This is a genomic window from Rodentibacter mrazii, assembly GCF_001998825.1.
Taxonomy (GTDB): Bacteria; Pseudomonadota; Gammaproteobacteria; order Enterobacterales; family Pasteurellaceae; genus Rodentibacter; species Rodentibacter mrazii.
Genome location: NZ_MLHG01000015.1, coordinates 1 through 26,212, shown reverse-complemented (window position 1 = coordinate 26,212; position 26,212 = coordinate 1). Strand labels below are relative to the sequence as shown.

General features: G+C 40.5%; 36 protein-coding genes and 1 tRNA gene. 34 read left to right on the top strand and 3 right to left on the bottom strand.

From position 1 onward, the window contains the following. From BKK47_RS02765 to lysC, 6 genes are all read left to right on the top strand, one after another. Nucleotides 1-447: S24 family peptidase (locus BKK47_RS02765; protein WP_143529572.1), on the top strand; the 447-nt coding region annotated here is incomplete at its 5' end. Between the two features lie 151 nt (nucleotides 448-598). After that, a tRNA-Arg gene (locus BKK47_RS02760) sits at nucleotides 599-674 on the top strand. A gap of 79 nt (nucleotides 675-753) precedes the next feature. After that, the gene (locus BKK47_RS02755; RefSeq protein WP_077493394.1) at nucleotides 754-993 is read left to right on the top strand and encodes a hypothetical protein; all 240 of its coding nucleotides are present in this window, start codon (nucleotides 754-756) and stop codon (nucleotides 991-993) included. Then, nucleotides 986-1,528, top strand: coding sequence for a lysozyme (locus BKK47_RS02750; protein ID WP_077493390.1), 543 nt, complete (start codon nucleotides 986-988; stop codon nucleotides 1,526-1,528). Before BKK47_RS02755 ends, BKK47_RS02750 begins: the two co-directional genes overlap by 8 nt. 112 nt (nucleotides 1,529-1,640) lie before the next feature. Continuing rightward, nucleotides 1,641-1,988 (top strand): DUF2570 family protein, encoded by a 348-nt coding sequence (locus BKK47_RS02745; RefSeq protein WP_143529571.1) that lies wholly within the window; start codon nucleotides 1,641-1,643, stop codon nucleotides 1,986-1,988. Further along, the gene (gene lysC, locus BKK47_RS02740; RefSeq protein WP_244149102.1) at nucleotides 1,933-2,175 is read left to right on the top strand and encodes an Rz1-like lysis system protein LysC; all 243 of its coding nucleotides are present in this window, start codon (nucleotides 1,933-1,935) and stop codon (nucleotides 2,173-2,175) included. Before BKK47_RS02745 ends, lysC begins: the two co-directional genes overlap by 56 nt. A gap of 47 nt (nucleotides 2,176-2,222) precedes the next feature. Here lysC and BKK47_RS02735 read toward each other — a convergent pair whose 3' ends face one another. Genes BKK47_RS02735 through BKK47_RS02725 form a run of 3 tightly spaced genes read right to left on the bottom strand, consistent with a single transcriptional unit; the run spans nucleotide 2,223 to nucleotide 3,128 of the window. Next, nucleotides 2,223-2,447, bottom strand: coding sequence for a hypothetical protein (locus BKK47_RS02735; RefSeq protein WP_077493389.1), 225 nt, complete (start codon nucleotides 2,445-2,447; stop codon nucleotides 2,223-2,225). Then, nucleotides 2,444-2,821, bottom strand: a complete 378-nt coding sequence (locus tag BKK47_RS02730; RefSeq protein WP_077493388.1) for a DUF488 family protein — start codon at nucleotides 2,819-2,821, stop codon at nucleotides 2,444-2,446. The genes BKK47_RS02735 and BKK47_RS02730 overlap by 4 nt, the downstream gene beginning before the upstream one ends. 13 nt (nucleotides 2,822-2,834) lie before the next feature. Continuing rightward, a complete protein-coding gene (locus BKK47_RS02725) occupies nucleotides 2,835-3,128 on the bottom strand; it encodes a hypothetical protein (RefSeq protein WP_077493387.1) in 294 nt (97 codons plus the stop codon). A 115-nt stretch (nucleotides 3,129-3,243) separates the two neighbouring features. On the opposite strand from BKK47_RS02725, the gene BKK47_RS02720 reads away from it, so the two are divergent. The 28 genes from BKK47_RS02720 (at nucleotide 3,244) to BKK47_RS02585 (ending at nucleotide 25,932) form a co-directional block, all read left to right on the top strand. After that, nucleotides 3,244-4,533 (top strand): putative antirestriction adenine methyltransferase, encoded by a 1,290-nt coding sequence (locus BKK47_RS02720; RefSeq protein WP_077493386.1) that lies wholly within the window; start codon nucleotides 3,244-3,246, stop codon nucleotides 4,531-4,533. Next, nucleotides 4,523-5,221, top strand: a complete 699-nt coding sequence (locus tag BKK47_RS02715; RefSeq protein WP_077493385.1) for a ParB N-terminal domain-containing protein — start codon at nucleotides 4,523-4,525, stop codon at nucleotides 5,219-5,221. Before BKK47_RS02720 ends, BKK47_RS02715 begins: the two co-directional genes overlap by 11 nt. Nucleotides 5,222-5,240: 19 nt before the next feature. Then, nucleotides 5,241-5,651 (top strand): hypothetical protein, encoded by a 411-nt coding sequence (locus tag BKK47_RS02710; protein ID WP_077493384.1) that lies wholly within the window; start codon nucleotides 5,241-5,243, stop codon nucleotides 5,649-5,651. Continuing rightward, nucleotides 5,590-7,053, top strand: coding sequence for a phage terminase large subunit (terL, locus tag BKK47_RS02705; protein WP_077493383.1), 1,464 nt, complete (start codon nucleotides 5,590-5,592; stop codon nucleotides 7,051-7,053). The genes BKK47_RS02710 and terL overlap by 62 nt, the downstream gene beginning before the upstream one ends. A gap of 2 nt (nucleotides 7,054-7,055) precedes the next feature. Then, the gene (locus BKK47_RS02700; protein WP_077493382.1) at nucleotides 7,056-8,360 is read left to right on the top strand and encodes an anti-CBASS protein Acb1 family protein; all 1,305 of its coding nucleotides are present in this window, start codon (nucleotides 7,056-7,058) and stop codon (nucleotides 8,358-8,360) included. Continuing rightward, nucleotides 8,281-9,663 carry a phage minor head protein gene (locus BKK47_RS02695; RefSeq protein WP_077493381.1) on the top strand — a complete coding sequence of 461 codons (1,383 nt, stop codon included), beginning with the start codon at nucleotides 8,281-8,283 and terminating at the stop codon, nucleotides 9,661-9,663. The genes BKK47_RS02700 and BKK47_RS02695 overlap by 80 nt, the downstream gene beginning before the upstream one ends. A 54-nt stretch (nucleotides 9,664-9,717) precedes the next feature. Continuing rightward, nucleotides 9,718-9,921 (top strand): hypothetical protein, encoded by a 204-nt coding sequence (locus BKK47_RS02690; protein ID WP_158074737.1) that lies wholly within the window; start codon nucleotides 9,718-9,720, stop codon nucleotides 9,919-9,921. 98 nt (nucleotides 9,922-10,019) lie between these two features. Next, the gene (locus tag BKK47_RS02685; RefSeq protein WP_077493380.1) at nucleotides 10,020-11,117 is read left to right on the top strand and encodes a DUF2213 domain-containing protein; all 1,098 of its coding nucleotides are present in this window, start codon (nucleotides 10,020-10,022) and stop codon (nucleotides 11,115-11,117) included. Then, the gene (locus BKK47_RS02680; RefSeq protein ID WP_077493379.1) at nucleotides 11,117-11,566 is read left to right on the top strand and encodes a structural cement protein Gp24; all 450 of its coding nucleotides are present in this window, start codon (nucleotides 11,117-11,119) and stop codon (nucleotides 11,564-11,566) included. The genes BKK47_RS02685 and BKK47_RS02680 overlap by 1 nt, the downstream gene beginning before the upstream one ends. A 28-nt stretch (nucleotides 11,567-11,594) precedes the next feature. Continuing rightward, nucleotides 11,595-12,500, top strand: coding sequence for a major capsid family protein (locus tag BKK47_RS02675; RefSeq protein WP_077493378.1), 906 nt, complete (start codon nucleotides 11,595-11,597; stop codon nucleotides 12,498-12,500). Between the two features lie 9 nt (nucleotides 12,501-12,509). Next, nucleotides 12,510-12,866: a DUF4054 domain-containing protein gene (locus BKK47_RS02670; RefSeq protein WP_077493377.1), complete on the top strand. Its 357-nt coding sequence runs from the start codon at nucleotides 12,510-12,512 to the stop codon at nucleotides 12,864-12,866. Further along, the gene (locus BKK47_RS02665; protein WP_077493376.1) at nucleotides 12,867-13,313 is read left to right on the top strand and encodes a hypothetical protein; all 447 of its coding nucleotides are present in this window, start codon (nucleotides 12,867-12,869) and stop codon (nucleotides 13,311-13,313) included. After that, a complete protein-coding gene (locus BKK47_RS02660) occupies nucleotides 13,310-13,681 on the top strand; it encodes a hypothetical protein (protein WP_077493375.1) in 372 nt (123 codons plus the stop codon). Before BKK47_RS02665 ends, BKK47_RS02660 begins: the two co-directional genes overlap by 4 nt. Next, nucleotides 13,605-14,117: a phage neck terminator protein gene (locus BKK47_RS02655; RefSeq protein ID WP_244149101.1), complete on the top strand. Its 513-nt coding sequence runs from the start codon at nucleotides 13,605-13,607 to the stop codon at nucleotides 14,115-14,117. The genes BKK47_RS02660 and BKK47_RS02655 overlap by 77 nt, the downstream gene beginning before the upstream one ends. Continuing rightward, nucleotides 14,117-15,625 (top strand): DUF3383 domain-containing protein, encoded by a 1,509-nt coding sequence (locus BKK47_RS02650; RefSeq protein ID WP_077493374.1) that lies wholly within the window; start codon nucleotides 14,117-14,119, stop codon nucleotides 15,623-15,625. Before BKK47_RS02655 ends, BKK47_RS02650 begins: the two co-directional genes overlap by 1 nt. Before the next feature lie 52 nt (nucleotides 15,626-15,677). Next, on the top strand, nucleotides 15,678-16,109 hold the full coding sequence (locus tag BKK47_RS02645; protein WP_077493373.1) for a phage structural protein: 432 nt from the start codon (nucleotides 15,678-15,680) through the stop codon (nucleotides 16,107-16,109). Continuing rightward, the gene (locus BKK47_RS02640; protein ID WP_077493372.1) at nucleotides 16,109-16,516 is read left to right on the top strand and encodes a phage tail assembly chaperone; all 408 of its coding nucleotides are present in this window, start codon (nucleotides 16,109-16,111) and stop codon (nucleotides 16,514-16,516) included. Before BKK47_RS02645 ends, BKK47_RS02640 begins: the two co-directional genes overlap by 1 nt. 156 nt (nucleotides 16,517-16,672) lie before the next feature. Next, a complete protein-coding gene (locus BKK47_RS02635) occupies nucleotides 16,673-18,787 on the top strand; it encodes a phage tail tape measure protein (protein WP_077493371.1) in 2,115 nt (704 codons plus the stop codon). A 1-nt stretch (nucleotide 18,788) separates the two neighbouring features. After that, a complete protein-coding gene (locus BKK47_RS02630) occupies nucleotides 18,789-19,568 on the top strand; it encodes a phage baseplate protein (RefSeq protein ID WP_077493370.1) in 780 nt (259 codons plus the stop codon). 5 nt (nucleotides 19,569-19,573) lie between these two features. Then, nucleotides 19,574-19,876 carry a phage baseplate plug family protein gene (locus BKK47_RS02625; protein ID WP_059366230.1) on the top strand — a complete coding sequence of 101 codons (303 nt, stop codon included), beginning with the start codon at nucleotides 19,574-19,576 and terminating at the stop codon, nucleotides 19,874-19,876. Further along, a complete protein-coding gene (locus BKK47_RS02620) occupies nucleotides 19,876-20,745 on the top strand; it encodes a phage protein (protein ID WP_077493369.1) in 870 nt (289 codons plus the stop codon). Before BKK47_RS02625 ends, BKK47_RS02620 begins: the two co-directional genes overlap by 1 nt. Further along, nucleotides 20,742-21,386 (top strand): Gp138 family membrane-puncturing spike protein, encoded by a 645-nt coding sequence (locus BKK47_RS02615; RefSeq protein ID WP_077493368.1) that lies wholly within the window; start codon nucleotides 20,742-20,744, stop codon nucleotides 21,384-21,386. The genes BKK47_RS02620 and BKK47_RS02615 overlap by 4 nt, the downstream gene beginning before the upstream one ends. Then, nucleotides 21,383-21,745, top strand: a complete 363-nt coding sequence (locus BKK47_RS02610) for a contractile injection system sheath initiator (protein WP_077493367.1) — start codon at nucleotides 21,383-21,385, stop codon at nucleotides 21,743-21,745. Before BKK47_RS02615 ends, BKK47_RS02610 begins: the two co-directional genes overlap by 4 nt. Continuing rightward, the gene (locus tag BKK47_RS02605) at nucleotides 21,745-22,887 is read left to right on the top strand and encodes a baseplate J/gp47 family protein (protein ID WP_077493366.1); all 1,143 of its coding nucleotides are present in this window, start codon (nucleotides 21,745-21,747) and stop codon (nucleotides 22,885-22,887) included. Before BKK47_RS02610 ends, BKK47_RS02605 begins: the two co-directional genes overlap by 1 nt. Next, on the top strand, nucleotides 22,887-23,462 hold the full coding sequence (locus BKK47_RS02600) for a DUF2612 domain-containing protein (RefSeq protein WP_077493365.1): 576 nt from the start codon (nucleotides 22,887-22,889) through the stop codon (nucleotides 23,460-23,462). The genes BKK47_RS02605 and BKK47_RS02600 overlap by 1 nt, the downstream gene beginning before the upstream one ends. 9 nt (nucleotides 23,463-23,471) lie before the next feature. After that, nucleotides 23,472-25,082 carry a tail fiber protein gene (locus tag BKK47_RS12660; RefSeq protein ID WP_244149100.1) on the top strand — a complete coding sequence of 537 codons (1,611 nt, stop codon included), beginning with the start codon at nucleotides 23,472-23,474 and terminating at the stop codon, nucleotides 25,080-25,082. Next, entirely contained in the window at nucleotides 25,073-25,675 is a 603-nt protein-coding gene (locus tag BKK47_RS02590) for a phage tail protein (RefSeq protein WP_077493364.1), read from the top strand. The genes BKK47_RS12660 and BKK47_RS02590 overlap by 10 nt, the downstream gene beginning before the upstream one ends. Then, the gene (locus tag BKK47_RS02585) at nucleotides 25,660-25,932 is read left to right on the top strand and encodes a hypothetical protein (RefSeq protein WP_077493363.1); all 273 of its coding nucleotides are present in this window, start codon (nucleotides 25,660-25,662) and stop codon (nucleotides 25,930-25,932) included. The genes BKK47_RS02590 and BKK47_RS02585 overlap by 16 nt, the downstream gene beginning before the upstream one ends. Nucleotides 25,933-26,212: the final 280 nt, after the last annotated feature.

Sequence of the window (26,212 nt, the reverse complement as noted above, 5' to 3'; positions counted from 1 at the left end):
GAAAAACAAAAAAGTGCGGTAGAAAATGCAACAGTTAATAATTTGCCGATCACCCAAGGCGTGATCAATAGTGATTTTCACAATCTTCTTGAAAGCCTTGTTTTTTCGGATGACGGATTGATTGAGATTGCTAAATTAAGAAATACTCAAGGTATTTCAATGATCACGATGTTCAATGATTCTATGAGTCCGGTTATCAATAAAGGAGATATTATTTTAATTAATACAGCGCACGATAAATACGCAGGCGAAGGAATTTATCTATTCATAATGAATAATGAAGTTTATGTAAGACGCTTGTTTCAATCTCCTGACGGTATTTTACGGGCAAAAGCGATGAATGAGGATGTTGGCTCAAGTTTTGATATTGCCGAGAACAACCAAGTTAGAGTGACATTTCTCGGTAAGTGTATTCGAGTGATTGAAATGAAAAGCCGTGATTTGTAAATTTTTCTAAAAAGTTATTGACTAGGCGACCCTGACTATATAGAATTCTCCATATAGTGCGGTTTTAGCACCTTGCAAGCGCACGAATGAATTTTAGAAGCCCTGATTGAATACAGTCGGGGCTTTTTATTAGGTCGTAACCTATAAAATTACTCTGTTAGCTTAACAGGATAGAGCAATGACCTCCTAAGTCATCGATACCGGTTCGATTCCGGTACAGAGTGCCATAAATCTGATACAGCCCTAAGCATAAATGCTTGGGGCTTTTTTATTGCCTCAAAGAAAAGGGGGCGGAGTATGAGAAATATGTTTAAAGACCCGGGAAACCAAAGTTATTTCTGGTCTAGCTTTTCCGGTTTACTTGCTTGGTTAGGCGACCAGCAAAATCTAATGCTGCTCAGTCTTGCTATTGGTATTTTGACGGCATTAGTTAATCTTTATTCAAAATGTTCTGAAGGTCGAGCAAGAAAACGAGCAGAAGAACGGGAAGAAGAGATTCACGCACTTAAAGTGCAGCAACTCAAGCGAGAATTAAGAGATGAGTAGATTAAAAATTGCCGGTACGGTTGGTGGTGTAGTGGTATGTAGTGTCGCCGCCATTATTGGCATAGTACAGACAGAACACCCTGATTTACGGGTTAGTGAAAAGGGAATGGAAATTATCGGTAATGCGGAAGGCTGTCGTCGAGACCCGTATCAATGTCCGTCTGATGTATTAACGGTGGGTATCGGTTCGACAGAATATGGTGGTGAGAAAATCAATCCTAACAAACGTTACACGGACAAAGAGATTGCTGACCGCTGGGCGAATGACTTACGCATAGCAGAACGTTGCGTGAATCAATATGGCAATGGTAGAAATCTACCGCAAGGCACATTTGATGCCATGACTTCCATCGTATTTAACGTGGGTTGTGGTGCAATGCGTAAATCAACAATGTTCCGCAAGGCTAACGCAGGTGATTATATCGGGGCGTGTAATGAATTACCGAAGTGGGTTTATGCCGGCGGTAAGAAATTACGTGGGTTGGAAATTAGACGAGATAAAGAACGGCAGTTATGCCTAATGGAGTTGAAATGAGATATTTGCCTAGTACCTGTTTATTTATTGCAGCAGGTTTTCTTGCTTTTCATGGCATTACCGGTTGGGGTTGGTTTCTCTTTTTAGGATTGCTCACATTTTAGGGGTTGAAATGCTAAATATCTTTACGAGATTTGAAAGTGCGATAAAACTGACCGCACTTTTTCTTATTTTGGGTTTGTGCTTTTGGTTATGGGTTCAGCACAACACAATCTCTGATTTAAGAGCCGAGAACCAGTCGCAAGCCCAAACTATCACAAAACAAAGTGCAGTCATTTCTCAGCTTAAATCGGCGGAGGAAGAAAACCAACGTCTGACACTTGAGCTCAGCAAACAAGAATCAGAATCAAGGAACAAAGCCAATGAAGTTATTAAATCTATCTCTGCTCAAGAGAAAAGCAGTGATGCCTATAACAGCAATGCTCCTCGCTCTGTTATCGACTTCTTGCGCCAAGAATGAGCCGGTAACAACAGCTTGTCCTATTTTACCTGCGGCGTTTATTTCTCACTTAGACAAAACCTCATTCAGTGGTAGCACCTATGGTGATGTCATGCACTATGCTGTCATTCTCAAACGTGAGCGTGATGTATGCTTAAACCGGATTGATAAGATTAGAGAGTGGCAGGTTGAGAATGCTCAAAAATAATACCGCCCTTATCGGGCGGTTATTTAAATTATAAATTCTTTATGTGGTTATCCCCATAACTTAATTAATACTGATACGCCTTTTCTTTTTAACTGCTCAGCATCAAACCCTAGTTGTTGATAAAAGTTTGGGTTGTGATAACACTCAAAAGCTCTAACAAGATCGTCTTTATCCTGTTTTGATAAAATTCTGAATCTGCTAGCAATTTTAAGGGCGGATTGCCATTCGCCCTTTGCAATATGTGATTTTACTAAATCGGTTTTTTTTATCATTTCCAATCCTTGTATTGGTAGGTGTTCGGTGTCCACTCAATAATCTTTGCACCAAGCTCTTTTTCTAACCATTCTGCTGCCATAAAGCGGTGGCAAAAATTGACTTTATCAAATGGTGGAGCTTCATAGCATAAAAGAACTGGTTCAGCACCGTTAGCAAGTTGATGTAAATCATCCCAAACTTTTTGGGGATCTAATTTGGATAGTTGTTCCTGATATTTAACAACATATTCATCGTATGGAATTCTGAAATTAAATTGAGGTGCCAATGGTGGATAACTCACGATTTTCCCTCTTAAATATCTTGGAGGGTAAGTCGCAATAGAGATTGCACCATCACCGTTTTTATATTTAGCAAAATAAGATGTTTTCATTTTTTTCTCCCAGTTAAAGTTTAGTGGTTAATCCTGTTTGTTGTTCAAACAAGTTTCTTAATTCAGAACAAAGCACATCCTGAAATTCAGAAATAATTTTATTTTTAAATCCATTTTGGCAATGAAATGAAACGTCATAAGTATCATTGTTATTAACATTGATTTTCACTCTATTTATTTTTAATCCTTTAATTTTTGGCAAGGCAAACAATAATCCATCCTTCAAATCAAGGAAATTTTTAGCTCCTGTCATAGTGATAAAAGCGTTTCCGCCAAGCTGCTCTAAAATAATATTTGCCACGTTCATTTTTTATTCCTTTTGTAAAAAAAACTATTATTTATCAATGAGTTAATCATACTTTATTGACTACCCAAGTAAAGAGTTTTTTTTGCAAAAAATCATATTTTTCAATAGGTTATGTATGTTTGTAGGTAGTGTTCCAAAGCAAGTTGCTCAACAGTTAGTATCACACGTAGATTTAAGCAAATGGAGAGAGGTTAATATTTGTTGTTCAGGTTCTTTCCGTATTGAACAATCAATCCGAAATATAAGTAAAACAATTCCAATTAATAGTAACGATGTATCATTAATTAGTTCTATCGTTGGGTTAAATAGAACCGGGCGTAGTACAAAATTTACCTTTAAAAATGATCTTGGATATCTGAATGAGTATTTAACTCAAAATGCAGAAACTCAACTTGCATTATTAGCCTATGCATTATTAATTAGTAAATACAAAGGAGATAATGAATACTGTAATGCTCGTAGAGAATTTTTACACCGTGAATTGGAGAATATTATTGCCAGTAATAAAGAAAGGGCTAAACGCTATTTAGAGCAGATTCAAATTAATTCTTTCTTTATGGGAGATTTTGTTCAACATATCGAAAATGCTAAACAGCAAGGAAATGGCGTAATGGTATTCGCCCCAACCTATAAAGGCGGCTATGAGCGTATCTATAAAATCATTAATGAAAACGTGGACTGGGAAGACGAGCCAAGTTATGAAATCTACGATCCAAAGCATACTCACGATTTAATTTATCAGTTAAGAGATGACAAAATGGATTTTTGTTTTTTCTCAGATCAGCGATACGAAGATGTTGAACCTACTATGATGTACGAGGGAAATAATAAACCTATTTACATCTATTCTAGCGAAAAGAAATCCAGTTTGCGTAGAGATAGCAAAAAGTTTCGTCCGTTCAAATATGATCCAATTAATCCTGATTTGATTAATGAGAAATCTAAGATCAAAGCTGTTATTGCTACCTCAGAGGCAATGAATTTCCTTAAAGATATTTACCTTGCAAAAGGTATTAATCATAAAAATGGGATGTTCAATGTTCTATTTTACCTTGACGATATGTTGATTGGCGGTGCAATTTATAGCTTGCCACAATTTGGAGATAAGATCCGGAATATCTATATGCTCAGTGACTTCTCCTTATCACGAAAACGCAAGCTATCTAAATTAGTTGCAATGCTAGCAACATCTGAATTAGTCATTAGTCATATCAATAAACGTTACTTTATCCAAATTGAACGTATTCATACAACAGCGTTTACACAGGCTCCGGTGTCGATGAAATATCGTGGCATATTTCACTTAGATGCAAGAAAAGACGGCTTTTTGAACTATTCATCTGAAGTCAGAAAAGGCTCAATAGATCAAATATTTTTAGAATGGTTAAAAAAATATGGAAAATAAACTTATCACCGTTATCGAAGAAAGAAACTTAAAAGAGCTAACTTTGCTTGCTAATAATGCCCGTTATATGGATAAGAAGGAATTCGATCTACTTGTTTCAAATATCAAAAATGATGGTTGTTTAACTTCTCTACCATTGGTTTATGACGGTGATATATCTGGTGAGGTTATTTCCGGTAATCATAGGGTTCAAGCGGCAATTAAAGCAGGTATTGAAACAGCCAAGGTAATCGTAATTAAATCCCCCCTGAATCACGATCAAAAAATTGCTTTACAGCTTTCGCATAACAGCATAACGGGTAAAGACGATCCGAATCTACTCAAGTCGCTTTATGATTCAATTGAAAATCTCGACTTTAAAATGTATAGCGGTGTTACAGATGAAATGTTCAAAATTGATGAATTGGCACTTGCTGCAATGACTTTTGAAACACCAAAAGAAGAAGAGGTGATTTTACACTTTCTGCAAGGTGACAAAGAGATTTTTTGCGATGCATTGAAAAAAATTGAGAAAAAATCTCAAAGATTACACCTTATTGCCGATATGTCTGATTTCAATTCATTATTTGATGTTGTGTTCAAAGTTAAAGCAGATTTGAATATCCTAAATACTACCGAAGCAATAAGAGCGGTTGTTAGGTTGGCTCAAGAGCGATTGTCTCAACTTGACGAAGAAAATCATCCATAAATTCCGAGTATAAAAAAAGATGGCAAGAAAGAATTTTGAACCGACAACTGAAGAGCGAAAAAAAGTATATCAGCTAACTGCTTCAGGATTTACAGTTGAAGATGTAGCAAAAACCATTTACCGATATGGCAAGCCGATTTCTGATAAAACCGTCCGAAAATATTTTAGGAAGGAGCTTGAAACTGCTCGAATTGAATCTGTTGGAGCGGTAGCCGCTCGCTTATTTAAAAAAGCAATAGACGGTGATACATCAGCAATGATTTTTTATTTAAAAACTCGTGGCGGTTGGAAAGAAACTGCAATTAACGAAATCAAAGCTGAGGTAACTCAAACGCCGGAAAAAATAGATTTATCAGGATTAAGTTTTGATGAGCTTGAACAACTTGAAAAATTACTCGATAAAGGAAACTCAAAGGCAAATACAAATTGAGAAATCCAAGCGCTCATTATTCTACTTTACGATTCAAACCAAACCTGATTTTGTAACAGGTTGGTTTAATCAAATTGTAGCCAAAGAATTACAACAATTCTATGAAGATGTAAAAGCAGGTAAACAACCTCGATTAATGATATTCGCTCCGCCACGCAGTGGGAAAAGTGAATTGTTTAGTCGCCGCTTTCCTGCTTGGGCGTTTGGCAAAGATCCTGATTTACAAATCATTGCCTGTTCCTATTCTGCTGATTTAGCCTCTCGTATGAACCGGGATGTACAGCGGATTATGGATGATGAAAGCTATTATCATATCTTCCCTGAATCTTCGTTAAATAATAAGCGAATAGCAACTCTTTCAGGACAAGCTCTTAGAAACAGTGAGATCTTTGAAATTGTGGGACATAGTGGGGCTTATCGCTCTGCCGGTGTTGGCGGTGGTATAACGGGAATGGGGGCGGATATCGCCATTATTGATGACCCTGTAAAAGATGCCAAAGAAGCCAATTCACAAACCGTTAGAGATAGCATTTGGGATTGGTACACCACAACGCTTTATACTCGCTTATCACCTAATAGTGGCGTTCTGCTTGGAATGACAAGGTGGCACGAAGATGATTTAGCGGGTCGTTTAATTGAAGAAATGAAAAAAGACGGCGATCAGTGGCGAATTGTTTCTTTTCCTGCCATTGCCGAACAAGATGAGGAATTTCGCAAAGAAGGCGAGTCGCTTCATCCTGAACGCTTTAATTTAGAACGATTGATTAAGATAAAAAAAGCGGTGGGTTCTCATACTTGGAATGCTTTGTACCAGCAACGCCCTACAAGCAAAGGCGGTGGCATAATCAAAGGGGCTTGGTTTCCTCGTTATCAAGTACCACCGATTATTAAAATCAAAGGTATTTATGCTGATACGGCTCAAAAAACCAAAGAACATAACGACTATTCCGTCTTTCTTGTTGCCGGCAAGGGGGAAGATGGCAAGGTTTATATTCTTGATGTGATTAGGGGAAAGTGGGAAGCACCTGAACTTGAGCAAAAGCTCAAAGATGTTTGGAATCATCACAAATCAATCCGAAATACCGGCTATCTTTCGCGTGTAAGCGTTGAAGATAAAGCAAGTGGTACGTCATTAATTCAACGCATTCAGCGTGAAGCAAGAATACCGATTAAAGCTATTCAGGTTGATGCCGATAAATACACCCGAGTGCTTGGCGTTCAAGGTTATATTGAAAGTGGTTATGTGTGTCTGCCTGAAAATGCCTATTGGGTTAAAGATTTCATTGCTGAATGTGAAGCCTTTACTGCAACAGACAGCCACGCTCACGATGACCAAGTTGACAGCCTTGTAATGGCGATTGCTGATTTGCTTGGAAAACCTAAATCCCTACTGGATTGCTAATTATGAAAATCAACGACAATTTACAATCTCTTGCTTTAAAACTGGGTGCAAAGCAGGAAGCGACTAGCTATGTTAGAAGTGCGCCCCTTACTGAAGATAGACAACAGCTTAACGCACTCTGGACTGAAAATTGGGTGGTCCGTAAAATTTGTATAAAACGACCGCAAGATATGGTTCGCCGTTGGCGTGATGTGTATTCAAACGATTTAGAGGCACGGCAACTTGAAGCCTTTGAAAAATTAGAGCGAAAACTAAAACTGCGTGAAATACTTGGTGAGGCGTTATCTTGGGCGAGTTTATACGGTTCAGTGGCGATTTTAATCGTAACTGATACGCAAAATATGAACACGCCACTGCAACCTACGGAACAAATAAAGCGTTTGGTTATTCTGCCTAAATGGAAAGTATCGCCCTTATGGGAGCGGGATACTAATGTGCTTTCACCTAATTTCTCCGGTTATTCCTACTATCAAATCAATGATGCATTAAGTGTGCATTATTCAAGGTTAATTATTCTCAACGCAGCAAAATCCCCCTTATCTGATGAGGATATTTGGGGGATTTCTGATTTAGAGGCGGTGATTTCGGCATTAAAACGATTTGATGGTGCTAGCACCAATATTGGTGATTTAATCTTTGAAAGCAAAATTGATATTTTCAAGATTGCTGGGCTTTCCGACAAAATCAGTGCAGGAATGGAGGCAGAGGTAGCAAAAGCCATTAGTGCAGTCCAAACCATTAAATCTGCCACCAATAGCTTATTGCTTGATCCTGAAAATGAATACGAGCAAAAAGAGCTAGGCTTTGCGGGGCTGAAAGATTTATTGGTGGAATTTCGTAACGCCGTAGCCGGTGCCGCTGATATGCCGGTGACGATTTTATTCGGGCAAAGTGCGGCAGGATTTGCCAGCGGTCAGGAAGATATTGACAACTACCACGAAAGCATACACCGCCTCCAAGAAGAGCGATTACGCCCAGTGTTAGAACGGCTTGATCCGTTATTGTGCAATATGGCTTTCGGGCATTATCCGCAAGATTGGTGGTTTGAATTTGTACCGCTTAAAGAGCTATCGCAAGAGCAGCAAATCAATATGCTCAATACATTTGCGACGGCCTCTAATGTGTTTATTCAAAATGGCATATTAAACGAAACTCAAGTAGCAAATGAGCTGAAAGAAAGTGGTTTATTTGCCAACATTTCTGCCGAAGATATTGAGGATATGAATAATGTTGATAAATTTGCCGGAGATTTTGAAAAATCAGAAGAGATGGAAGGTACGGAAATTCAAGCCGGTCAAGAGCAGTAAGCGGACAGAAATTTGGTATCATCAACAGATTAAGGCATTCGTTAAAAATATGACGAGCAACATTGAAAGGGCTTTGCAACAACCGCAAAGTCCTTTTTTTATGGATAGTGCTGATGGGTTCCAAGCGATCAGTAAACAGGATTTATTGGATTACCTGAAAAAATACCAAGAAAAAGACCGCACTTCTGAGGCTGAATACATCGCTCAAGGGTTTGTAAGCCGTGGCAATATCCAAAACCAAAGGGAAGTATCAACAAATCTTAAAAATCAAACAGGCGTTGATTTAGCAACGTATTTAAACAATAGCCCGAATATCAAAGAGAAGTTGGAGATGACGCAATTATGGAACGTTTCTCTTATTTCTAATTTGCAGGCAGATTATTTAAACAAAATCAACAATGTGGTGACCCAATCTGTTTTATCCGGTGGGGATATTAAAGATTTAGCCGCTCAAATTAAGGAAATCGCAAAGGTATCTGAAAAGCGTGCTGCATTAATTGCACGAGATCAGACATCAAAATTTAATGCCGCATTGACACAAGCCCGCCATGAAGATTTGGGGGTTAAAAAATATATGTGGAGCACTGCTGGTGATGAGCGTGTGCGAGATAGTCATGCTGAAAAAGATGGGCAGATTTTTGAATATGCCAATCCACCTGAAGACACCGGACACCCAGGGCATGATATAAACTGCCGATGTGTTCAGATTGCTGTGTTTGATGAGGTGCACGAAAAGCAAATCAATGAGCAGTTGGAGAAGCAAGATGCCGGTAAGGCGATTGCAATAGAGGCGTTTGATTTTCAGGCTAAGGAAATTGCTAAAGACGATGTTGCATTATCATTTGTAAAGAACCGTAACTTATCTAAACCTGAAGCGGTGATATTGCGAGAATATACAGGACATTCCGCACAACAAATTAACGCTGACTTGCGCAGTAACAAACCTAGCTTAAAAACATTATCATTTGCCCGGATCTTAAATCGTGCATTAAATAAATTGCCGTCTTATAAAGGTAAGGTATGGCGTGATGTTGATTTGCCAGAGAAAGTGTTGGCACTATACTCTGTTGGTGAAATTGTTACTGAAAAAGGATTTGTAAGCTCAAGTCGTGATGAATTTGAGCGGTTTGATTCTGCACGTCCTCATAGACTTCTTATTCATAGTAAGAACGGTAAGATTATTGAGAAAATAAGTATTCTCCCGTTAGAGTATGAGGTATTATTTAGATCAGGAACAAAATTTAAAGTGCTTAAACGAACCCAAAAAAAAGAGTATCTGCTCATTGAGTTACAGGAGCTTTAAATGCGCAAAGAATATACTGACCCTGACATTTATAAAAGAAACCTCGATCGCCACATGAATAGTGAAAATATTAAGCGATCTGAATACTTAATGATGTGGATGTATCAATTGCTTACTGCAGAAACAAAATTTGGTACACGAGAGGCCGTGCTTTATCGGGTTCAAAAGCGTTTTACTGGCGATGTAAGCTTTGATGAAGCTGTGGAAAAAATGGATAAATTAATCTCAGAGGCAGAAACAGAAGAATTAATGCAGTAAATTTATCCAATACGGTCGAATTGTCACAATACAGTTCGGTCTTTTTGTTGAATTTTTATAACCCGCTTGAATTGGCGGGTTTTTTATTGGAGAAAATAATGAAATTCACAGATAAAACAGAACAAGCCAAAACACAGCGAACCATCACAAAAGATGGTTTTTTAGTCGTGCCGGCAATAATTTCCAAGGTGGGGGTATTTGATTATTTGGCAACGGAGCTTGGCTTGAAAGAAGATGGCATTAAGAAAGTCGCTCGAACAGAAAAATCCTTGTTTAGCGATGAAACAATCAAAAGTTTCGAGAATGCCACTTTGACCATTGGTCACCCGAAAGAAGATGTGAATGCGAAAAACTGGAAACAGCTTTCTGTGGGCGTGGTTCGTAACGTAAAACGTGTTGGCGATGAGTTAACAGCGGAAGCATGGATTTATGATGAAAATGCCATTAAAACCGTGCAGGAGCAGGGGGTTGAACAATTATCTTGCGGGTACGATTGCGACATTAAACCGTCAACTGTGCAAGATGCAGATTTTGAGATGTCGCCGATGATCGGCAACCATGTAGCGATTGTGGCAAAGGGTCGCTGCGGTGGAGAAGTCAAACTTGCCGATGAGGATAAAACATTTATGAGTAAAACAGAAAAATTCATTGATGCATTTTTAGGTGCGTTCGGTATTAAGTTATCAGACGAACAGAAAAAGCAGATTGAAGAAGATGAAGAGCAAGGGAAAGAGGGTAAACCGGAAGAAGGTAAAAAGCCTGAAGATCCTAAAGCGAAACCGGAAGAAAAAAACGAAGAAGAGAAGGAGAAAAAAATGGCAGATGCCGATTTGTTAAAACGCATTAGCGATCTTGAAGCGGAAAACAAACAGTTGAAAGATGCCAAAGCAAACACCGAAGGTGAACAAAAACGTGTTGAGCTTTTAGCTGATGCGAAAGCAAGCTTTGCTGATGTCACTTTCAAGGATTCTGCTACCGTGCGTGAAATTCAAGAAAGTGCGGTAATTTCCACGGGAATTTTTGCCAAAGACGAGGCTGCTAAACTGTCCGATGAGGAAATGGCAGGGGCTTATCAAGCAGCGAAAGCCACAGCGAAAAAATTAGCAGATCGTGCCTTGGGTAATGTGCTATTAAAAGATAGTAACCCTGCGGCAACCTCATTTGATTTCAACTCTTACAACGAAGGAGCAAAATAATGGCATTTGCAATTAATACCGCAGCCGCTACCGCAGGCAATATTGGCAAAGGGGGATTAGCCAATTCCAAAGCAATCGCTTATATGAACGAAACCGATACGGCACTAGTTGCAGGGCGTTTTGTGGCGTTAGGCGAAACCGGAGTAAAAGCCTTAACAGCAAAAACTGATACACTCGCAGGCGTTGTGGTGCGCAACATCATCAAAGATGAAACCCCAAAAGGCGAACTCTGTGATGTGATGCATATTGGCACCGCAGACAGCATTTGGGTGGAAATTGCCAAAGATGCTACTGTTTCCCGAGGCAATAAAGTAGTGGTTGTGGCAGTTGCCAATAACGGCAAAGAAGCCGGCACAATCCAAGCAGAAGCCGATGAAGCAAACGGCATTACCACCGATTTTACCGTCATCACCGTCGCAGACGGCATTGCGGAAATTACCCGTTTATAACGATTTAATTTAAGAGGAACAATAAACTATGCCACATATTAATGTGCTACGTTCGGCATTAACCGAAGTACAAAGCGGCATTAACCGCACCAAATACCCTGATATTGTGTTTCCAAAGTTCGTATTTATCAATTCAAGCGGTAGCGAACTTGCCGATGAAATTTTGAGTTTCAGCTCTGATGTCACAGGCGATTTAGATAGCGGCTTGATTTCATTGAATACTAGCGTGTTCGATCAAGTGGGTGTTACCTTCAACCACACCAAAGTACCATTAGTCACTTGGATGAAATTGGTGGAATGGCACGAATTTGAATTGAAAAAAGCGGCAGCATTAGGCGTTTCGGTGAATACGGAAAAACTCTATGCCCTGAACCAAAACGCACATCAAACCCTGCAAAAGGTAGCGTTTTTAGGTCACGCACGGGATACTCGCTTACAGGGCTTGCTCAATTCCGACAAAATTGAAGTGTACAAGCCGACAACCAAGGGCAAAGTAGGTGATTTAGACTATAAAAAAGCCGTCGATTTCTTTGAAGAAATTTTCCTACGCTCAGTAGAAAAAACTTACCGTATCGCCGTGCCGGACACCTTTGCGATTGATAGCGCAGATAAGGCTCACCTTGCTTTGTTAGAACGTCCAAATTCAGACAAATCCGCCCTTGAATGGTTGGAAGAAAAGCTACAGGGTGCGGCAGGTAAAGCGATTAAAATTGAAGCCTTACCTTCTAACTTCGGCAAATTAGCCAGCGAAGGGAAAACCCGTGCCATTGTTTATACCAATGATAAAAACTATGTGGAAATGAATGTGCCAAAATCGCCGACAGTGATTGGTGCAGACAAAAAAGACTTAGTAACCTATCAATCGGGTTTAACCATGGTGTTTGGTGGGGTCAACTTCAAAGAGCCTGACGCCGCACTTTATATTGACTATTAAGGAGCTACAATGCCATTACAAGAAGAGTTTTTGCAGCGTTATCCCGAATTTAATCAGACCGACATTAATCTTGTCGGTCTTTTTATTGATGACGCACAAAGCGAAATCAGCCAAAAGCGTTGGGGGAAATTGTATCAACGTGGCGTAATGGCATTAACTGCCCACTTATTGCGATTGCGGCTTGATACCAGTGAAAACCAAGGCAACGCTCATCATAATCTTGCCGGTGAAAGTGCCGGCGAGTTATCGGTGAGCTATGCCGTGCCAACAATGGACGGTTCGGATCAATATTATCAACTGACAGCTTACGGGCAGGAATACTTACGTTTGCGTAAGCTGGTTGGAATTGGGGTAATGGTGGCATAAATGGCAGTAACGATTAGCGGTAATCTTGACGGTGTGAAAGATTTTTTGGCACAGCTTAAAACACTGAATGAAAAGGCGGTGTATGTAGGCGTGCCGGAGAACGAAAATCCAGAAGTCAAAAATGGCTTTAATATGGCATCACTTGCAGCGGTATTAGAATTTGGATCTGTTGATGGACATATTCCATCTCGCCCTTTTCTACGCCAAACCTTAACGGAAAATCAAGAAAAATATGCCGCACTTTTTGTTAAATTTTTTCAACAAAACCTTTCTGTTGATGAATGTTACAAACGCCTTGCTTTAGTTGTTGAAGCAGATGTGAAAAAAAATATCCGTCACGGAAATTGGACACCCAATGCGAAATCAACCATTCGCCGCAAGAAATCAAGCCGCCCATTAATTGATACTGGGAAAATGCGGCAATCTATCAGGGGGATCGTCAAATGAGCCTCATTAATCAATCAGCCCGATTTAACAACAGTAAATTTGCTCGCAAGGTTAAGGTAAAGCGATTGAATGGCGAACATTCGGCTTCAGGTTTTAATGCGGACTATCAGGAGTTGGAATTATTGGCGATCGTAATGCCAACCACGCACAATGATATGTTACTGCTTAACGAACAAGAGCGTTATTTGCCAAGTTTGAAAATCTATACCCTTGAACCGCTAAATATCGGCGATTTAGTCTGTTTTCGTGGCAATGATTACAAAATCAAGGAACTTGCTCAATGGGGGGATTATGGATACTACAACCAAATCGGCGTTAGACATTCGCCGACTGCGAAAGTGGATTCAAACGGCTTTACAGTTACCTGATGGGTCGGTAATTGGCGGTTATTTACCAGAAAATCATTTATCGGCATTCATCACCGTTGATGTGTTATTTAGCCAAGAAATCGGACAAAGTCGGCGTAAATTTGACGGCACAACCGAATACATCATCTCTAGCCTACAAAGCACGATAAGTATTTCCTGTTACGGCAACAATAGCCTTGCGATTGCGACCAAGTTAAAAACACTGTTGCAAAGCTCTAATGCCCTTTCTGCTCTTAAAGCAATGAATGCCGGCATTGTCAGTTTTTCCGATGTGCGAAATCTAACCGCGACGGTTGGAGCGGATTATGAAGAACGAGGGCAATTTGATTGCGTTATTTCTCATCATCATATTGTTGCTACGCCGCTTGATCCGATTAAACAAGTAGATCACTACACCAATCAATCTATTCAACAAACTATCAAAGGAGCTATTTAATGGCACTTTCTATCAGTAACGTTGTTAATGTGCAGCTTAACACCGTACCAAAATCTGCTGCACGCAAAGAATTTGGCGTGGTGGCGTTATTTACGCCAGAGGCAGGGAATGCATTTAATGATGCTAATACCCGTTATGTTTATGTACAAAATCAGCAGGAAGTGGAACAGCTTTTCGGTACGAATTCAGAAACGGCTAAGGCTTCCTTACCGTTCTTTGCCCAAAGCCCAAGAGCCAAACAGCTCATTGTTGCCCGTTGGCAAAAATCGGCAATGGAAATTGAAGCGACCGCCAATACATTAAATGGAGCGACCTTATCCGATGATTTGGAAACGTTCAAAGCTGTTGTAAATGGTCGTTTTTCGGTAACGGTTGGCTCTGAAATTAAAAAAGTAGAAGGCTTAAATTTCTCTCGTTTAGCTGATTTCAATGCGATCGCTGAGCAAATTCAGCAAAAATTGACTGAGCTTTCTGTTAATGTGAGTGTAACTTATGATTTGACCGGAAATCGATTTATTATTGAAACAACATCAAGCGGCGAGAACAAAGATACGCAGATTTTCTACGCCATCAATGAATCAGGTGATGGCGAATATATCGGTGGATTGTTAAAGCTTGAAGATGGTCAAGCGGAGCGTGAAATCGGTAAAAACCAAGTTTCACTCAAAGCCGAAAAACTTGAAGAGGCATTGTTTAATGTCGAGGAAGTGGAGAATAGTTGGTATGGATTTACGTTTGCCACGCAATTGACTGATGCGCAAGTGGAAGCTGCCGCGAAATATGCTCAAACCAACAAAAAAATGTTTGGTGCAAATGTGATTCGCGAAAGTCAGTTGGAATGGTCGCCGGATAACGTGTACAAGAAATTGTATGATGCGGGCTTAGATCATACGTTGGCAATGTTTGACAAAAACGACCTTTACCCTGCATCTTCCGCGTTGGCTAGATTGTTATCAACCAACTTCGCAGCAAATAATTCAACGCTAACGCTCAAATTTAAGCAGCAACCGACTATTACAGCAGATGAAATCACTGCAACCGAATTTGCGAAAGCAAAACGCCTGGGTATCAATGTTTATACTTATTTTGATGATGTCGCGATGATTGCCGAAGGTACGGTGATGGGCGGTAAATTTGCTGATGAAATCGTGATTTTGGACTGGTTTACCGATGCAGTACAGAAAGAAGTGTTCGCTCGCTTGTACAAATCACCAACTAAAATTCCGCTCACTGATAAAGGTCAAGCAATTTTAATTTCCGCGGTGGAAAAAGTTTGCTTAGAAGGTATCAATAATGGCGCGTTCGCACCTGGTGTTTGGAATGGTGACAGTTTCGGTAATTTGAACACTGGTGACTATCTTGAAAAAGGCTACTACGTGTGGGCGGCGCCAATGGATACATTATCCGATAGTGACCGTGAACAGCGTCGCGCAACACCGATTCAAACGGCAGTGAAATTAGCCGGTGCAATCCATTCAAGTGATGTGATTGTTAATTACAATCGATAATAACTAAAAAGCCAAGGTTTACCGCCTTGGCTTATTTTTTTAAGGGAAAACTATGGCAATTTTCGATCCAAAACAAGTTGTTGTTTTGCTTGACGGCAAAGAAATTTCAGATTGGTCAGATGGTTCGGATGTGATCAATGCAACTAATCAAGTTGATGCAGGACAGTTGATTATCGGTGCAAATGGCACGGGCGTTTTTATCGCAAACCCTGATAAATCCGGTAAGTTGACATTAAAAATCAAGCAGCACTCAGCGGATAATGCCTATCTGAATAAGCTGTTTAATCAACAAAAGAACAGTATTAAAACCTTTATGCCGTTTACTTTGGCGATTCGCGATCTTATCAATGATGATGTAGTGACGGCAACAAAAGGTTACTTCACCACACCAACACCATACACGCGCGGCAATGGTCACAATGCACAAACATGGACGATTGTGTTTGAGCAAATGACAATTAACCTTGAACAAGGGGTGCAATAATGGATCAATCAAAACAAATCACTATTGAGAACGTTACCTACACAATGACACCGGCTAATGCGATGGCTGCGTGGACTGCCTTAAAAAATGCGATGAAGCTGTTGCAGTCGGTTGATTTATCTTCTTTAGGGGACGGTAAAAAACTCGGTGCAAATGTGCTAACTACTGTACTGGCTAATCTTGGTGATCCAAGTGTGAAAGCGTTAGAAGATATTGTGTTAAAACACACATCTTGTGAACAAGACGGCAAACAATATCGCCTATCTGAACGATTTGATAGTCACTTTAATCAATATCGTGGTCATTTAATTCCAGTATTGAAAGAGGGATTAATGTATCAATTCGCTGATTTTTTTATCGGTGGGGGTGGATTGCTGAACAGTATGGCGAACAATCTCAAGGTGTAGAGGTAAATCAATCTGAAAGTAAGGTTGACTGGTTCGTATTTACACCAATTGTTAAAAATTTCTGTTCACTTAATGAGTTAAGGTCGGTTTATTCAATAGCCGACCTTTTATCTTTCCATGAGGTAATCGTTGAAATGAATCAAATGGAGCAACGCAATGCTACTCGATGAATTATTGATTAAGATCGGAATTGATGCCGACAGCCAAGCGATACAACAGTTTGAGAAATTTCTTAAATCGATTGGTGACGGAACAGAAGAAGCGGCAGAAAGTTTGGGTGAGTTCGCACGAGCCATTGAAGATTCGGTAAATGAAGCAACCGAACAGGTTAAAGATATGCCGGAGTTTTCCGGATATATTAAATCGCTCGAAAAGTTGCAGGTCGAAACCGAAAATCTCTCACAAGATGAAGCATTAGACGCTTGGATAAATAAACTCATTGAAGGTGACGAATTGCTGTCTGCTTTTGGTGAAGGGTTTATTGAAAATAGCGAAGAGCTTGAGCAAGAGTTAAGAAAAACCGGTATTGGCGCAGAATACGTTGGCGTTGTTATCGGTAGGCTCAAATCTGCAATTGAGCAGAAGAAAAAAGCGGTCGAGCAAGACACAAAAGCAGTCGGTGAAAATACAGAAGCAGAAAAGGAAAATGCTGAAAGTGCGGACGATTTAGCCAATAAAATGATTAGACTATGGGCGACTAAATACGGTGCTGATGGGCTAATCGAAAAGTTTGAATTGCTTGGATTAAGCATTAGTAAAACCACGCTCAAAGTTGCTGCCTTTGGTGCGGCTTTTTATGCTGCGACTATAGGTGTAAAAAACTTTGTTGATGCGAATCTTAATGCGCTTGATGAAATCAAACAACTTGCTGCGGTAACAAATGAATCTGCCAATCAGATTTATCTTCTTGGAAAAGTAGCAGAGGTAAATGGCTCTTCTGCTCAAGCTGCACAATCGTCAATTGTGGGATTATCCCGGGTGATTGGTGAAGCGGCTGCTGGTATTGGTCGAGGGGCTAAATCCTTTGAGCAATACGGATTAAGCGCAAAGAAAGCCAACGGCGATGTGAAAACCTCAAGCGAAATGCTGGGGGAAATTTCTGACAAAATGCAGAAGATGGGTGAGCAAGAGCAAATTGCGATGCTTGCTAAGCTCGGCATTGATGGTTCAATGATCCAAACCTTGCGTCTTGGTAATGACGAATTACGGGAGCAAATCGAACTCGCAAATGCGCTGACACTTGGCGTAGGTAATGCTGAAAATGCGGAAACCGCTGCGGCATTTAAAGATGCATTAACTCAAGTTTCTCAAGTCCTAACTGCTATCGGTGAATATCTTGCGCTGAGAATCGCCCCTTCTATTCAACGGCTCGCTGAGCGGTTTACAAAATGGTTTACCGAAAATAACGAGTTTGTAAAAACGGTATTAAATGGTTTTGGCAAAGTACTTTCATTTTTGTTTGAGCTTGCCGCCGCTATTGACAACGTAGTTGAGCATACTATCGGCTGGAAAACAGCGATTTATATTGTGGGTGCAGCGTTGCTGTGGCTTAGTCGCAAAATGTTGCTTGCGTTTGCAACTAACCCAATAGGTTTAGTGATTGCAGCGATTGCTGCTTTATTCCTACTTGTCGATGATTTCATCACTTATCTTGAGGGTGGTGAGACCGCACTTGGAGACTTCTGGAAACCATTTAAGACCGCACTTTTATGGGTCAAAACCACATGGCAAAACTTTGTTGATAATTTCAGTGTAGATCCGATTGGTGCAACATTATCGCTTGTTACTGATTTAATCAAACTACCGTTTGAGCTTGGTTTTTCACTTGTTATTGGGCTATGGAATCTTTTTACCGGAGAACAACTTGATTTAGATGTTATTGAAAAAGGTTTTAATAAAGTCACAGACTGGATTAAAGATCCGTTCAGGAAGGCGTTTGATTGGGTGAAAGGTTACTATGATCAATATATTGCCCCGATTGTTGATACAGTGAAAGGTTGGTTTGGTAGTGATGAATCTGTGCCAACGGGAACGGTGAGTCAAAATACGCAAGCTTATGATGCAATGATGTTTGATCCATCTTATACAGCGTCGCCACAAGTTGCTGCCGCGGGCGTGAGTAGACAAACATCAAATGCTGATAACAGCGTGAAGAATAGCAATAACAAAATCACTATTACGCAAAACATTCAAGGCACTGAAAATCCTAAGATGATTGCCGACCAAGTGGTGAGAGCGGTTAATAATCAATTGTCACCTATTGTGGGGTAGTATGCTTAATTTTGTTCAAGTATCCAATCGTCGAATTGGCAAGATTACGTTTGATGTTGTGTCGAGTGAAGATCATCAGTCGAATTTATCCATTACTGAAAATCCTATTGAATCTGGGGCTGCAATCGCAGATCACGCAGTTATTCAACCTAAACAGGTGGCGATTAACGGCATTATGGTTGATCACGACCATAACGGATTTAGTGCGGATATTCCATATCTTGGCAATATTCGTGGAGGTGTTGATTTTTTAAATCGTTTGCCGCTACCGATTAATGTTGTAACAAAAACCGCTCAAACCTTAGCTAAAGCGGGGCGTATACTTAGTCAAAGTGCAAGCATTATTAAAACTGCTAGCGATGCAATTAATGGGGCGCGAAAAATCGCCCCATTTTTACCGGATTTTTCACTGGGGGGATTGTTGGATAGTTCGCTTGGTGGCGATGGTAGGGTGCAACAGTGTTATGCGGACTTGCTCGCTAGTCAAAAGTCCGGCGAAACAATTGATATTCAGACTGGTATACATCTTTACAAAGACATGCTCATACAGTCTATTGCGGTTAATCAATCACAAGACGGCAGTGCCACTTTCACGATTACCGCGCGAGAGATTTTTATTGTCGAAACCCAAACCACAAGTAGTGGCACCTCCGCCGCAGGCAAAGATAAAAGCGGACGCGCGGCGACACAATCGGCAACCAAAACCCAACAAGGCATGACACAACCCGTGGAAAAAGCACCGAAAAAAACATCCGCACTTTTTAACATTTTCAAAGGATAGTTAAGATGAAACAAATCCCTCTCACATCATCACCCTATCAAGAGCAAACGATAGAATTTAATGGCGTGAAAATTAGAATTACCTTGCGTTTTAATAGCGTAGGAAATTTCTGGGCAATGGATGTTTATGAACCAGTGAATCAACGTCAAATTTGCCAAGGGCAAGCTCTTGCTTGTGGTGTACCGATTTTATCGCGATCAATCCAGCCCTATTATTTTTACCTTGAAGATGAGAGTGGTGCTCAATTAGATCCTGAAAGCGTAAGTGATTTAGGAACACGCTGTTTTCTGTACATAGGAGAGAAATAATGAGACAGTTCGGCAGGCAGTGGAAACTTGATATTGGCAATGACCAAGAAACGCTAAGCATTGAGCAACTCCGCGTAGCATTTGAAATCGACAAAACCATTAATGAAAAGCCCAATCCAGCAAGAATCCAAGTGTGGAATCTTAACCGAAATCATATCAACCAAATTTTAAGCCAAGATTTTAAAAAAGTTTCGCTATCAGTTGGTTATGGTGAGTTACGTCAAATTTACGCTGGAGATATTACCAAAACACGGATTCAGCGCGAGGGGTTGGATTTTATCCTTACGTTAGAGTGTGCAGATGGCTATCAAGCCTATACACAATCACGCACGAAAACGACATTGAAAGCCGGTGCGACAGATAAGCAAATTGTTGAAGAGGTTCAAAAGACAATGCCAAAAGTGAACTCTGGCGCAATGGATATTCCTAACCAGCGCAAACTTCCGCGTGGACGAGTATTGAATGGCAATAGCCGAGATATTCTCACTAAAATTGCCCGTAACAATGGCGCGGACTGGTCTATTCAAGATGGTTCGTTGGTGTTTTTACCGAAGGACAAAGTGCTGAATGATGATACTGTCTTAATCTCACAAGAAACAGGGATGATTAACGCGCCGGAGCAAACGGATGAAGGGCTAGAAGTAACTTGTTTACTTAATCCAGCATTACAAATTGGCGGATTAGTGCGAGTGGAATCCATCATTGAGTATTTTAACGGTGATTACAAAGTTGTGAAGCTGATACACAGTGGCGATGGTATCGGCGGAAATTGGAAAAGTAAAATGATCGTAGTCGGTGGCAAGTTCAAAAAAGTCGAAAAAGAAAAGAGTAAATCGGATAAAAGCAAGGGAAAGGATAAAAAGAAATGAATTATTCAAGAGATTTAGCAACACCGGAAACGGCGACTGATTTACAAATTCAACAAGATCGCTTAAATCTGCACACCGCATTACCCGCAAAGGTCGTGAGTTTTGATCCGTCAAAACAAACAGTTACCCTTGCAGCACAAATTAAAATGCAGTTGTCCGATGGAAGTGGTGCGGATATTCCGCCTTTGGTTGATGTGCCGGTGAGCTTTCCGCGCGGTGGAGGGTTTGCGGTAACTTTTCCGTTAAAAGCAGGTGATGAAGGGATTGCTATTTTCTCCGAACGTTGCATTGATGGCTGGTGGCAAAGCTCGGAAGCATCTTTACCACTTGATTTTAGGTTGCATGATTTATCCGATGCAATGTTTATCCCCGGTATTTGTTCAACCCCTAGAACCATTAAAAGCTTTTTTACCGGTGGTTTATCAATGCAAACGCTTGATGGCGGCACTTATATTCGCATCGAAAATGGCTCAATTAAAATCAAAGGCAATATTGAGCATAATGGCGATACAAAACAAAAAGGCAAATACAGCTCAACAGGCATTATATCAAGTGATGTTGATGTGATGGCTGCGGGTAAATCGGGCAAATCGCACAAACACTCAGGCGATAGCGGTGGCAAAACAGGAGAGCCGGAATGAGAGTGAGACGGTTAGATAAAAATCATGATTGGACATTCGGGCAAGGCTTTGCGAATTATGCATCGGAATCTGAATCGATTGCGCAGAACGTGCAAACACGCCTTTGGTCATTTGCTAATGACTGGTTTCTAGACTTAGATCATGGCTTGCCGTGGCTTGAGCAAATGGGGCGCAATGTCAATCTGAGCGATTGGGAAATCCGTATTAAGCGACATGTGCTACAAACAGAAGGTGTAGCGAAAATTACGGAATATGAATCAAACCTTGATCCTGATACGCGACAATTAAAAATCACTATCGGCTATCAAGATATTTACGGACAAGAGCAATCCGCACAGTACGAATCAAGAGGTAAATAATGGCAGAGCTGACAATCGAAGGAATCAAAATTGAGCGATTAAATGACATTGTGGCAAAGTTAGAAAGTGGTTTTCGCGAAATATACGGCCAAAATATTGACCTTTCACCAAATACGCCAGACGGTCAGATGGTGGGGTTGCTCGCTCAAATTCGAATGGATATTGAGGAGTTATCTGAAAATGTTTATCGACAGCTCGATCCTGATGTAGCCACTGGAACGTGGCTTGAGCAGCGCGTGGCTTATGCCGGATTAATGCGTAGGAGCGCAAGTTATAGCTATTTGCGGTCAGTGATTTTGACAGGTGAACCAAACACACCACTTTATGCCGGTATTATCGTTTCAGATCCTCATAAAGTGCGCTGGGTTTTGACTGTTGATGTACAACTTGATAGCAACGGTTCTGCGCGTGCTGATTTTCGCAGTGAACAACTAGGTGCATTTAATCTTGCGAAAAACACTAAGTTAACGATTGAAACGGTAACTCTTGGATTTAATAGCGCAACTACTTTTGAAAATGCGGAAATTGGCGCAGAAGAAGAAACTGATCAGCAGTTGCGAGAGCGTTTCTGGGTAAGCCGAACCAAGAATGCGACGAATTCGGCTGAGGCTATTACAGCTAAAATCCGAGCATTGTCAGATGTTGAGCAAGTCCGCACGCTTGAAAATAATAGTAATCAACGTGACAAATTAGGCGTCGAACCACACTCTCTCAATATCATTGTAGAGGGGGGCGAAGACAACCAAATTGCAGAAGTTATTTATTATAACAAAGGTGCGGGTGTGGGATTGCAAGGCTCAACTGAAGTGACTTTGCGGCGTGATAATGAGCCTCGTTTAATTCGTTTCGATCGCGCAGTAGCTGTTGATATTCAAATTTCAATGCGCTGTGTTCGATATGAGGATTTTACTGAAATTGATAAAGATGAGATTAAGAGATTACTAACAGCGCAAAAATTCAGCATTGGTCAAACCGTCTCGCTCTCACGTCTTTATTCACCGATAAATCAAGTTGGCGGTTTCTGGATTAAAGAGCTCAAAATTGCGCGCAAAGGACAAGCGTTGAAAGCAGAAAATGTGGTGTTGCAACCGCGTGAATTAGCTCGCATTTTGAGTACAGATATTAGTATTGAGGTGGAATAATGGCTTATTCCGATTTGCTAATTTGGCAATACCAAGGCAAACCAAAAGCTCTTGCCACAATCCAACTGCTAGAAAATGTGATTGCACAGGGGTTTATTGATTTATATCAATTGCAAGATGTCCTCAATATCGAAACCGCAACAGGCGATCAGCTTGATTTAGTAGGCAAGCATGTAGGGCAAACGCGAGTTATCAACGGTTATCAGTTACGCAAGTTCTTCGGTTTTCAAAATGCGCAAAATGCAATGGGTTTTAGTCGAACAAGACAAGGAGGCGGGCGGTGGTACCGAAAACGAGATCCTCTCGCCGATTCTGTGCGGTTATCCGATGCAGACTATCGTTTCTTGATAAAATGTCGAATTGTTAAAAATTATCAAATAGGCACGCTACCGAACATCATCGAAGCGTGCCATTTTATTTTAGGTGTCGATTGTCGAGTGGTAGATAATTTAAATATGACCGTGACTGTGACCGTGAATAATGGTTTATCGACAGACTTTGTAAAGTACGCAATTAATCATCTTGATATTCTTCCGCGACAAGCTGGAACGAAAATTATTTTTCAACTCCAATAGAGGTGCTTTATGGCATTACACAATAAACCAGATGAACACATTTTTGCTTCCGAGGCGAAACAGGGTGAAGTAGATAATTTTCCCGATCTGCCAAGAGGGTGGGGAATTTCTTTTGAGCAAACAGGCGGCATTCCGCCAATGGAATGGTTTAACTACTTATTTAAACGAATAGATGAAAAATATGGTTACTTAATGCAGCGTGGTTTGCCGGAATGGTCAGCAACACAGGATTATCCTAAAGGCGCCTTTGTGCAGCATAAAAACTTAAGTTATAAAGCATTAACAGCGAATAAAAATAGTAGCCCAGGAGAGGTGAATTCTGCTGATTGGCAACGATGGGGATTCACGCTAACGGAGATAGCCAAAGCTACGCTTCAGCAATCAGGCATAGTCCAGTTAAATTCCGCCACGAACAGCACTAGCGAAACGCAAGCGGCAACACCAAAAGCGGTTAAAGCGGCTTACGACAAAGGCGCGGAAGCCAAAACAGCCGCCGATAATGCTCAACGTACAGCAGACGAAGCAGTGCGTTTTAACCGAAATTATTTTTCGGGTGACTTAAATACTTTAAATAACAGGCACGAAATTTTTTATTTAGAGCAAGCACAAACAAAAAATAGAAATTTTCCTGCCAATGCTTATCAATGGGGGATATTACACGTTTATTCAAACGGTACTTTAGGCTCTCAAGTTTATTATGCGGACAACGGCGAATTATGGGCTAGAACCCGCTGGCACAACCACGATTGGAACGAATGGAAAAGATTGGATGGGCTTAATTTTCCGACAGAACTTGCAAGAGTTAAATCAATCGCCGATTCAAACACACGAAATTTTGCCAACTACATCAATAACAACAAGAAAAGCAATGCAGTTGATAGCAGCTCGACCGATACTGTGGCGACAAGCCGTGCGGCGAAGCTCGCTTATGACCGAGGCACAACTGCACTAAATACAATCAATGATTTTAAAAACGGAAACGGTTATGTCAGAAATTTAACGACAAATAACAATATTCAGTTCCGCTGGAATCCAAGTGGAAAAGGATTGGAATTGAAAATTGACTATACCGAGTTAGGCGGCGTGCATTATTACAACCGTCCTTATGTGGAAACAACCGTTAGTGATAGTCAATACGGTGGAATCAATATTCACCGCAAAGGCAAAGCCGGCAACTGGGACAGCCGCATTGAGTCATTACCGGACAAACGTTGGAAGTTCTGGGTACAAGACTCACACGAAACTTATTTGCCGGCAAAAGGTGGCACAGTGGCGTTAGTTGAGGATTTCACTTATCAAAAAATCGGTAATTTTGAAATTCGTCGCTATCCAGACGGAACGATGATTCAGACTTATTTCGTCGAATTCAATGATATTTTTGGTACCAACTCCGCTCTGGGCGGTTATGGGCAAAAACAATTAACTTGGGCTACGTCTTTTATTGGTAAACCCATAGTATTTGGCAGCATTACCACCTCTCTAGAGGACTATCATGATGCAGGAGTAAATATACTTACTAAATCAACAAACACGACATTATATTGGTATAACTATGAGCATGGTCATCCTAATCAAGGTTTGAGTCGCTTGCAATTTTTGGCAATCGGGAGATGGAGATAATGGCAATTTATTTTAAAGACGGATTTTTTAATGATGATTTTGGCGGGTTTGTGCCGGAAGGTGCAATCGAAATCAACGAAGAAAAGTATGTTGAATTGCTTGAAGGGCAAGCGCAGGGCAAACAAATCGTCAGTGATAAACAAGGAACCCCAGTACTGCTTGAGCCGCAACCCAGTCCGGCTCACGAATTAAAAGATGGTGAGTGGATTATTTCAAAAACCAAAATAACCGCACTTATCACCCAACGCAAAACAACCCTTTTACAACGCATTGCGGACAAAACCGATCAATTTAAAATGCAATATCTGCAAGGGTATTCGCAAGCCGAGATTGATAGTTTTTACCGCCAAGAACGTGAAGCGAGAAATGAATTGCCGGAAATGATTTTAACTGAAATCTTCGAGGGTCGTGACGACTTAAAAAGCATTGAAGAGTTGAAAAAGAAAGTCATCGAAAAGGCGGATTTGTTTGCTATCGTCATGGGTAAACTTTTTGCGATTAAACAAAATTTTGAAACCCATATCGAACAAGCTGAAACCTTGGAAGACTTAGACAAAATCGAACAGGAGATTGAACAATGGCAAAAACTGTAAAACAAAAAATGAAGAATTGGGGTTATCACGTCATTATTGCGATTGACCAATTATTTAACGCTATCACGGGCGGTGGCGCAGATGAAACATTATCCAGCCGCACTTATCGTCGTGCTATATTAACGCAAAGTAAACCTAAAAAACGTTGGTGCGTCTTATATCGCCTGATTAATGGGCTGTTCTTTGACAAAAATCACTGTAAAACCGCTTATGAAAGCGAGATTTCACGCAAACAGTATCCGCAGGATTTTGCATAATGAAAAAGTTGAATATTAATAAAGCGCGGTAGTTTTGCCGTGCTTTTTCTTTGACGCGTCAATCTTGGTTGTCCTATTCTTGTGAAAAATATGAGTAAGGTAATTTGATATGAAGTAATGGAGAGTGTGTCGTAGATGTGACGTAAAAGGTGTGAAATGAGGTAAATAGATGTAGAATACTATCAAAATGCAAAATGATTAGCTTTGCAAGTCATTGTTTTTAATGTAAATTTTTGTCTTTATAAAAAATATATAGAGAACTTCTAAGGCGTGGGTCAAA

Bases quoted from the DNA above. Each gene is read 5' to 3' on its own strand.
- BKK47_RS02655 (WP_244149101.1), top strand. From the start codon at position 13,605: ATGGATACTACAACCAAATCGGCGTTAGACATTCGCCGACTGCGAAAG.
- lysC (WP_244149102.1), top strand. From the start codon at position 1,933: ATGCCTATAACAGCAATGCTCCTCGCTCTGTTATCGACTTCTTGCGCC.
- BKK47_RS02640 (WP_077493372.1), top strand. From the start codon at position 16,109: ATGGATCAATCAAAACAAATCACTATTGAGAACGTTACCTACACAATG.
- BKK47_RS02635 (WP_077493371.1), top strand. From the start codon at position 16,673: ATGCTACTCGATGAATTATTGATTAAGATCGGAATTGATGCCGACAGC.
- BKK47_RS02735 (WP_077493389.1), bottom strand. From the start codon at position 2,447: ATGATAAAAAAAACCGATTTAGTAAAATCACATATTGCAAAGGGCGAA.
- BKK47_RS02600 (WP_077493365.1), top strand. From the start codon at position 22,887: ATGGCTTATTCCGATTTGCTAATTTGGCAATACCAAGGCAAACCAAAA.
- BKK47_RS02645 (WP_077493373.1), top strand. From the start codon at position 15,678: ATGGCAATTTTCGATCCAAAACAAGTTGTTGTTTTGCTTGACGGCAAA.
- BKK47_RS02725 (WP_077493387.1), bottom strand. From the start codon at position 3,128: ATGAACGTGGCAAATATTATTTTAGAGCAGCTTGGCGGAAACGCTTTT.
- BKK47_RS02615 (WP_077493368.1), top strand. From the start codon at position 20,742: ATGAATTATTCAAGAGATTTAGCAACACCGGAAACGGCGACTGATTTA.
- BKK47_RS02590 (WP_077493364.1), top strand. From the start codon at position 25,073: ATGGAGATAATGGCAATTTATTTTAAAGACGGATTTTTTAATGATGAT.
- BKK47_RS02745 (WP_143529571.1), top strand. From the start codon at position 1,641: ATGCTAAATATCTTTACGAGATTTGAAAGTGCGATAAAACTGACCGCA.
- BKK47_RS02715 (WP_077493385.1), top strand. From the start codon at position 4,523: ATGGAAAATAAACTTATCACCGTTATCGAAGAAAGAAACTTAAAAGAG.
- BKK47_RS02755 (WP_077493394.1), top strand. From the start codon at position 754: ATGTTTAAAGACCCGGGAAACCAAAGTTATTTCTGGTCTAGCTTTTCC.
- BKK47_RS02670 (WP_077493377.1), top strand. From the start codon at position 12,510: ATGCCATTACAAGAAGAGTTTTTGCAGCGTTATCCCGAATTTAATCAG.
- terL (WP_077493383.1), top strand. From the start codon at position 5,590: ATGAGCTTGAACAACTTGAAAAATTACTCGATAAAGGAAACTCAAAGG.
- BKK47_RS02665 (WP_077493376.1), top strand. From the start codon at position 12,867: ATGGCAGTAACGATTAGCGGTAATCTTGACGGTGTGAAAGATTTTTTG.
- BKK47_RS02585 (WP_077493363.1), top strand. From the start codon at position 25,660: ATGGCAAAAACTGTAAAACAAAAAATGAAGAATTGGGGTTATCACGTC.
- BKK47_RS02660 (WP_077493375.1), top strand. From the start codon at position 13,310: ATGAGCCTCATTAATCAATCAGCCCGATTTAACAACAGTAAATTTGCT.
- BKK47_RS02625 (WP_059366230.1), top strand. From the start codon at position 19,574: ATGAAACAAATCCCTCTCACATCATCACCCTATCAAGAGCAAACGATA.
- BKK47_RS02710 (WP_077493384.1), top strand. From the start codon at position 5,241: ATGGCAAGAAAGAATTTTGAACCGACAACTGAAGAGCGAAAAAAAGTA.
- BKK47_RS02695 (WP_077493381.1), top strand. From the start codon at position 8,281: ATGTTGATAAATTTGCCGGAGATTTTGAAAAATCAGAAGAGATGGAAG.
- BKK47_RS02690 (WP_158074737.1), top strand. From the start codon at position 9,718: ATGAATAGTGAAAATATTAAGCGATCTGAATACTTAATGATGTGGATG.
- BKK47_RS02730 (WP_077493388.1), bottom strand. From the start codon at position 2,821: ATGAAAACATCTTATTTTGCTAAATATAAAAACGGTGATGGTGCAATC.
- BKK47_RS02620 (WP_077493369.1), top strand. From the start codon at position 19,876: ATGAGACAGTTCGGCAGGCAGTGGAAACTTGATATTGGCAATGACCAA.
- BKK47_RS02680 (WP_077493379.1), top strand. From the start codon at position 11,117: ATGGCATTTGCAATTAATACCGCAGCCGCTACCGCAGGCAATATTGGC.
- BKK47_RS02675 (WP_077493378.1), top strand. From the start codon at position 11,595: ATGCCACATATTAATGTGCTACGTTCGGCATTAACCGAAGTACAAAGC.
- BKK47_RS02685 (WP_077493380.1), top strand. From the start codon at position 10,020: ATGAAATTCACAGATAAAACAGAACAAGCCAAAACACAGCGAACCATC.
- BKK47_RS12660 (WP_244149100.1), top strand. From the start codon at position 23,472: ATGGCATTACACAATAAACCAGATGAACACATTTTTGCTTCCGAGGCG.
- BKK47_RS02700 (WP_077493382.1), top strand. From the start codon at position 7,056: ATGAAAATCAACGACAATTTACAATCTCTTGCTTTAAAACTGGGTGCA.
- BKK47_RS02720 (WP_077493386.1), top strand. From the start codon at position 3,244: ATGTTTGTAGGTAGTGTTCCAAAGCAAGTTGCTCAACAGTTAGTATCA.
- BKK47_RS02610 (WP_077493367.1), top strand. From the start codon at position 21,383: ATGAGAGTGAGACGGTTAGATAAAAATCATGATTGGACATTCGGGCAA.
- BKK47_RS02630 (WP_077493370.1), top strand. From the start codon at position 18,789: ATGCTTAATTTTGTTCAAGTATCCAATCGTCGAATTGGCAAGATTACG.
- BKK47_RS02605 (WP_077493366.1), top strand. From the start codon at position 21,745: ATGGCAGAGCTGACAATCGAAGGAATCAAAATTGAGCGATTAAATGAC.
- BKK47_RS02750 (WP_077493390.1), top strand. From the start codon at position 986: ATGAGTAGATTAAAAATTGCCGGTACGGTTGGTGGTGTAGTGGTATGT.
- BKK47_RS02650 (WP_077493374.1), top strand. From the start codon at position 14,117: ATGGCACTTTCTATCAGTAACGTTGTTAATGTGCAGCTTAACACCGTA.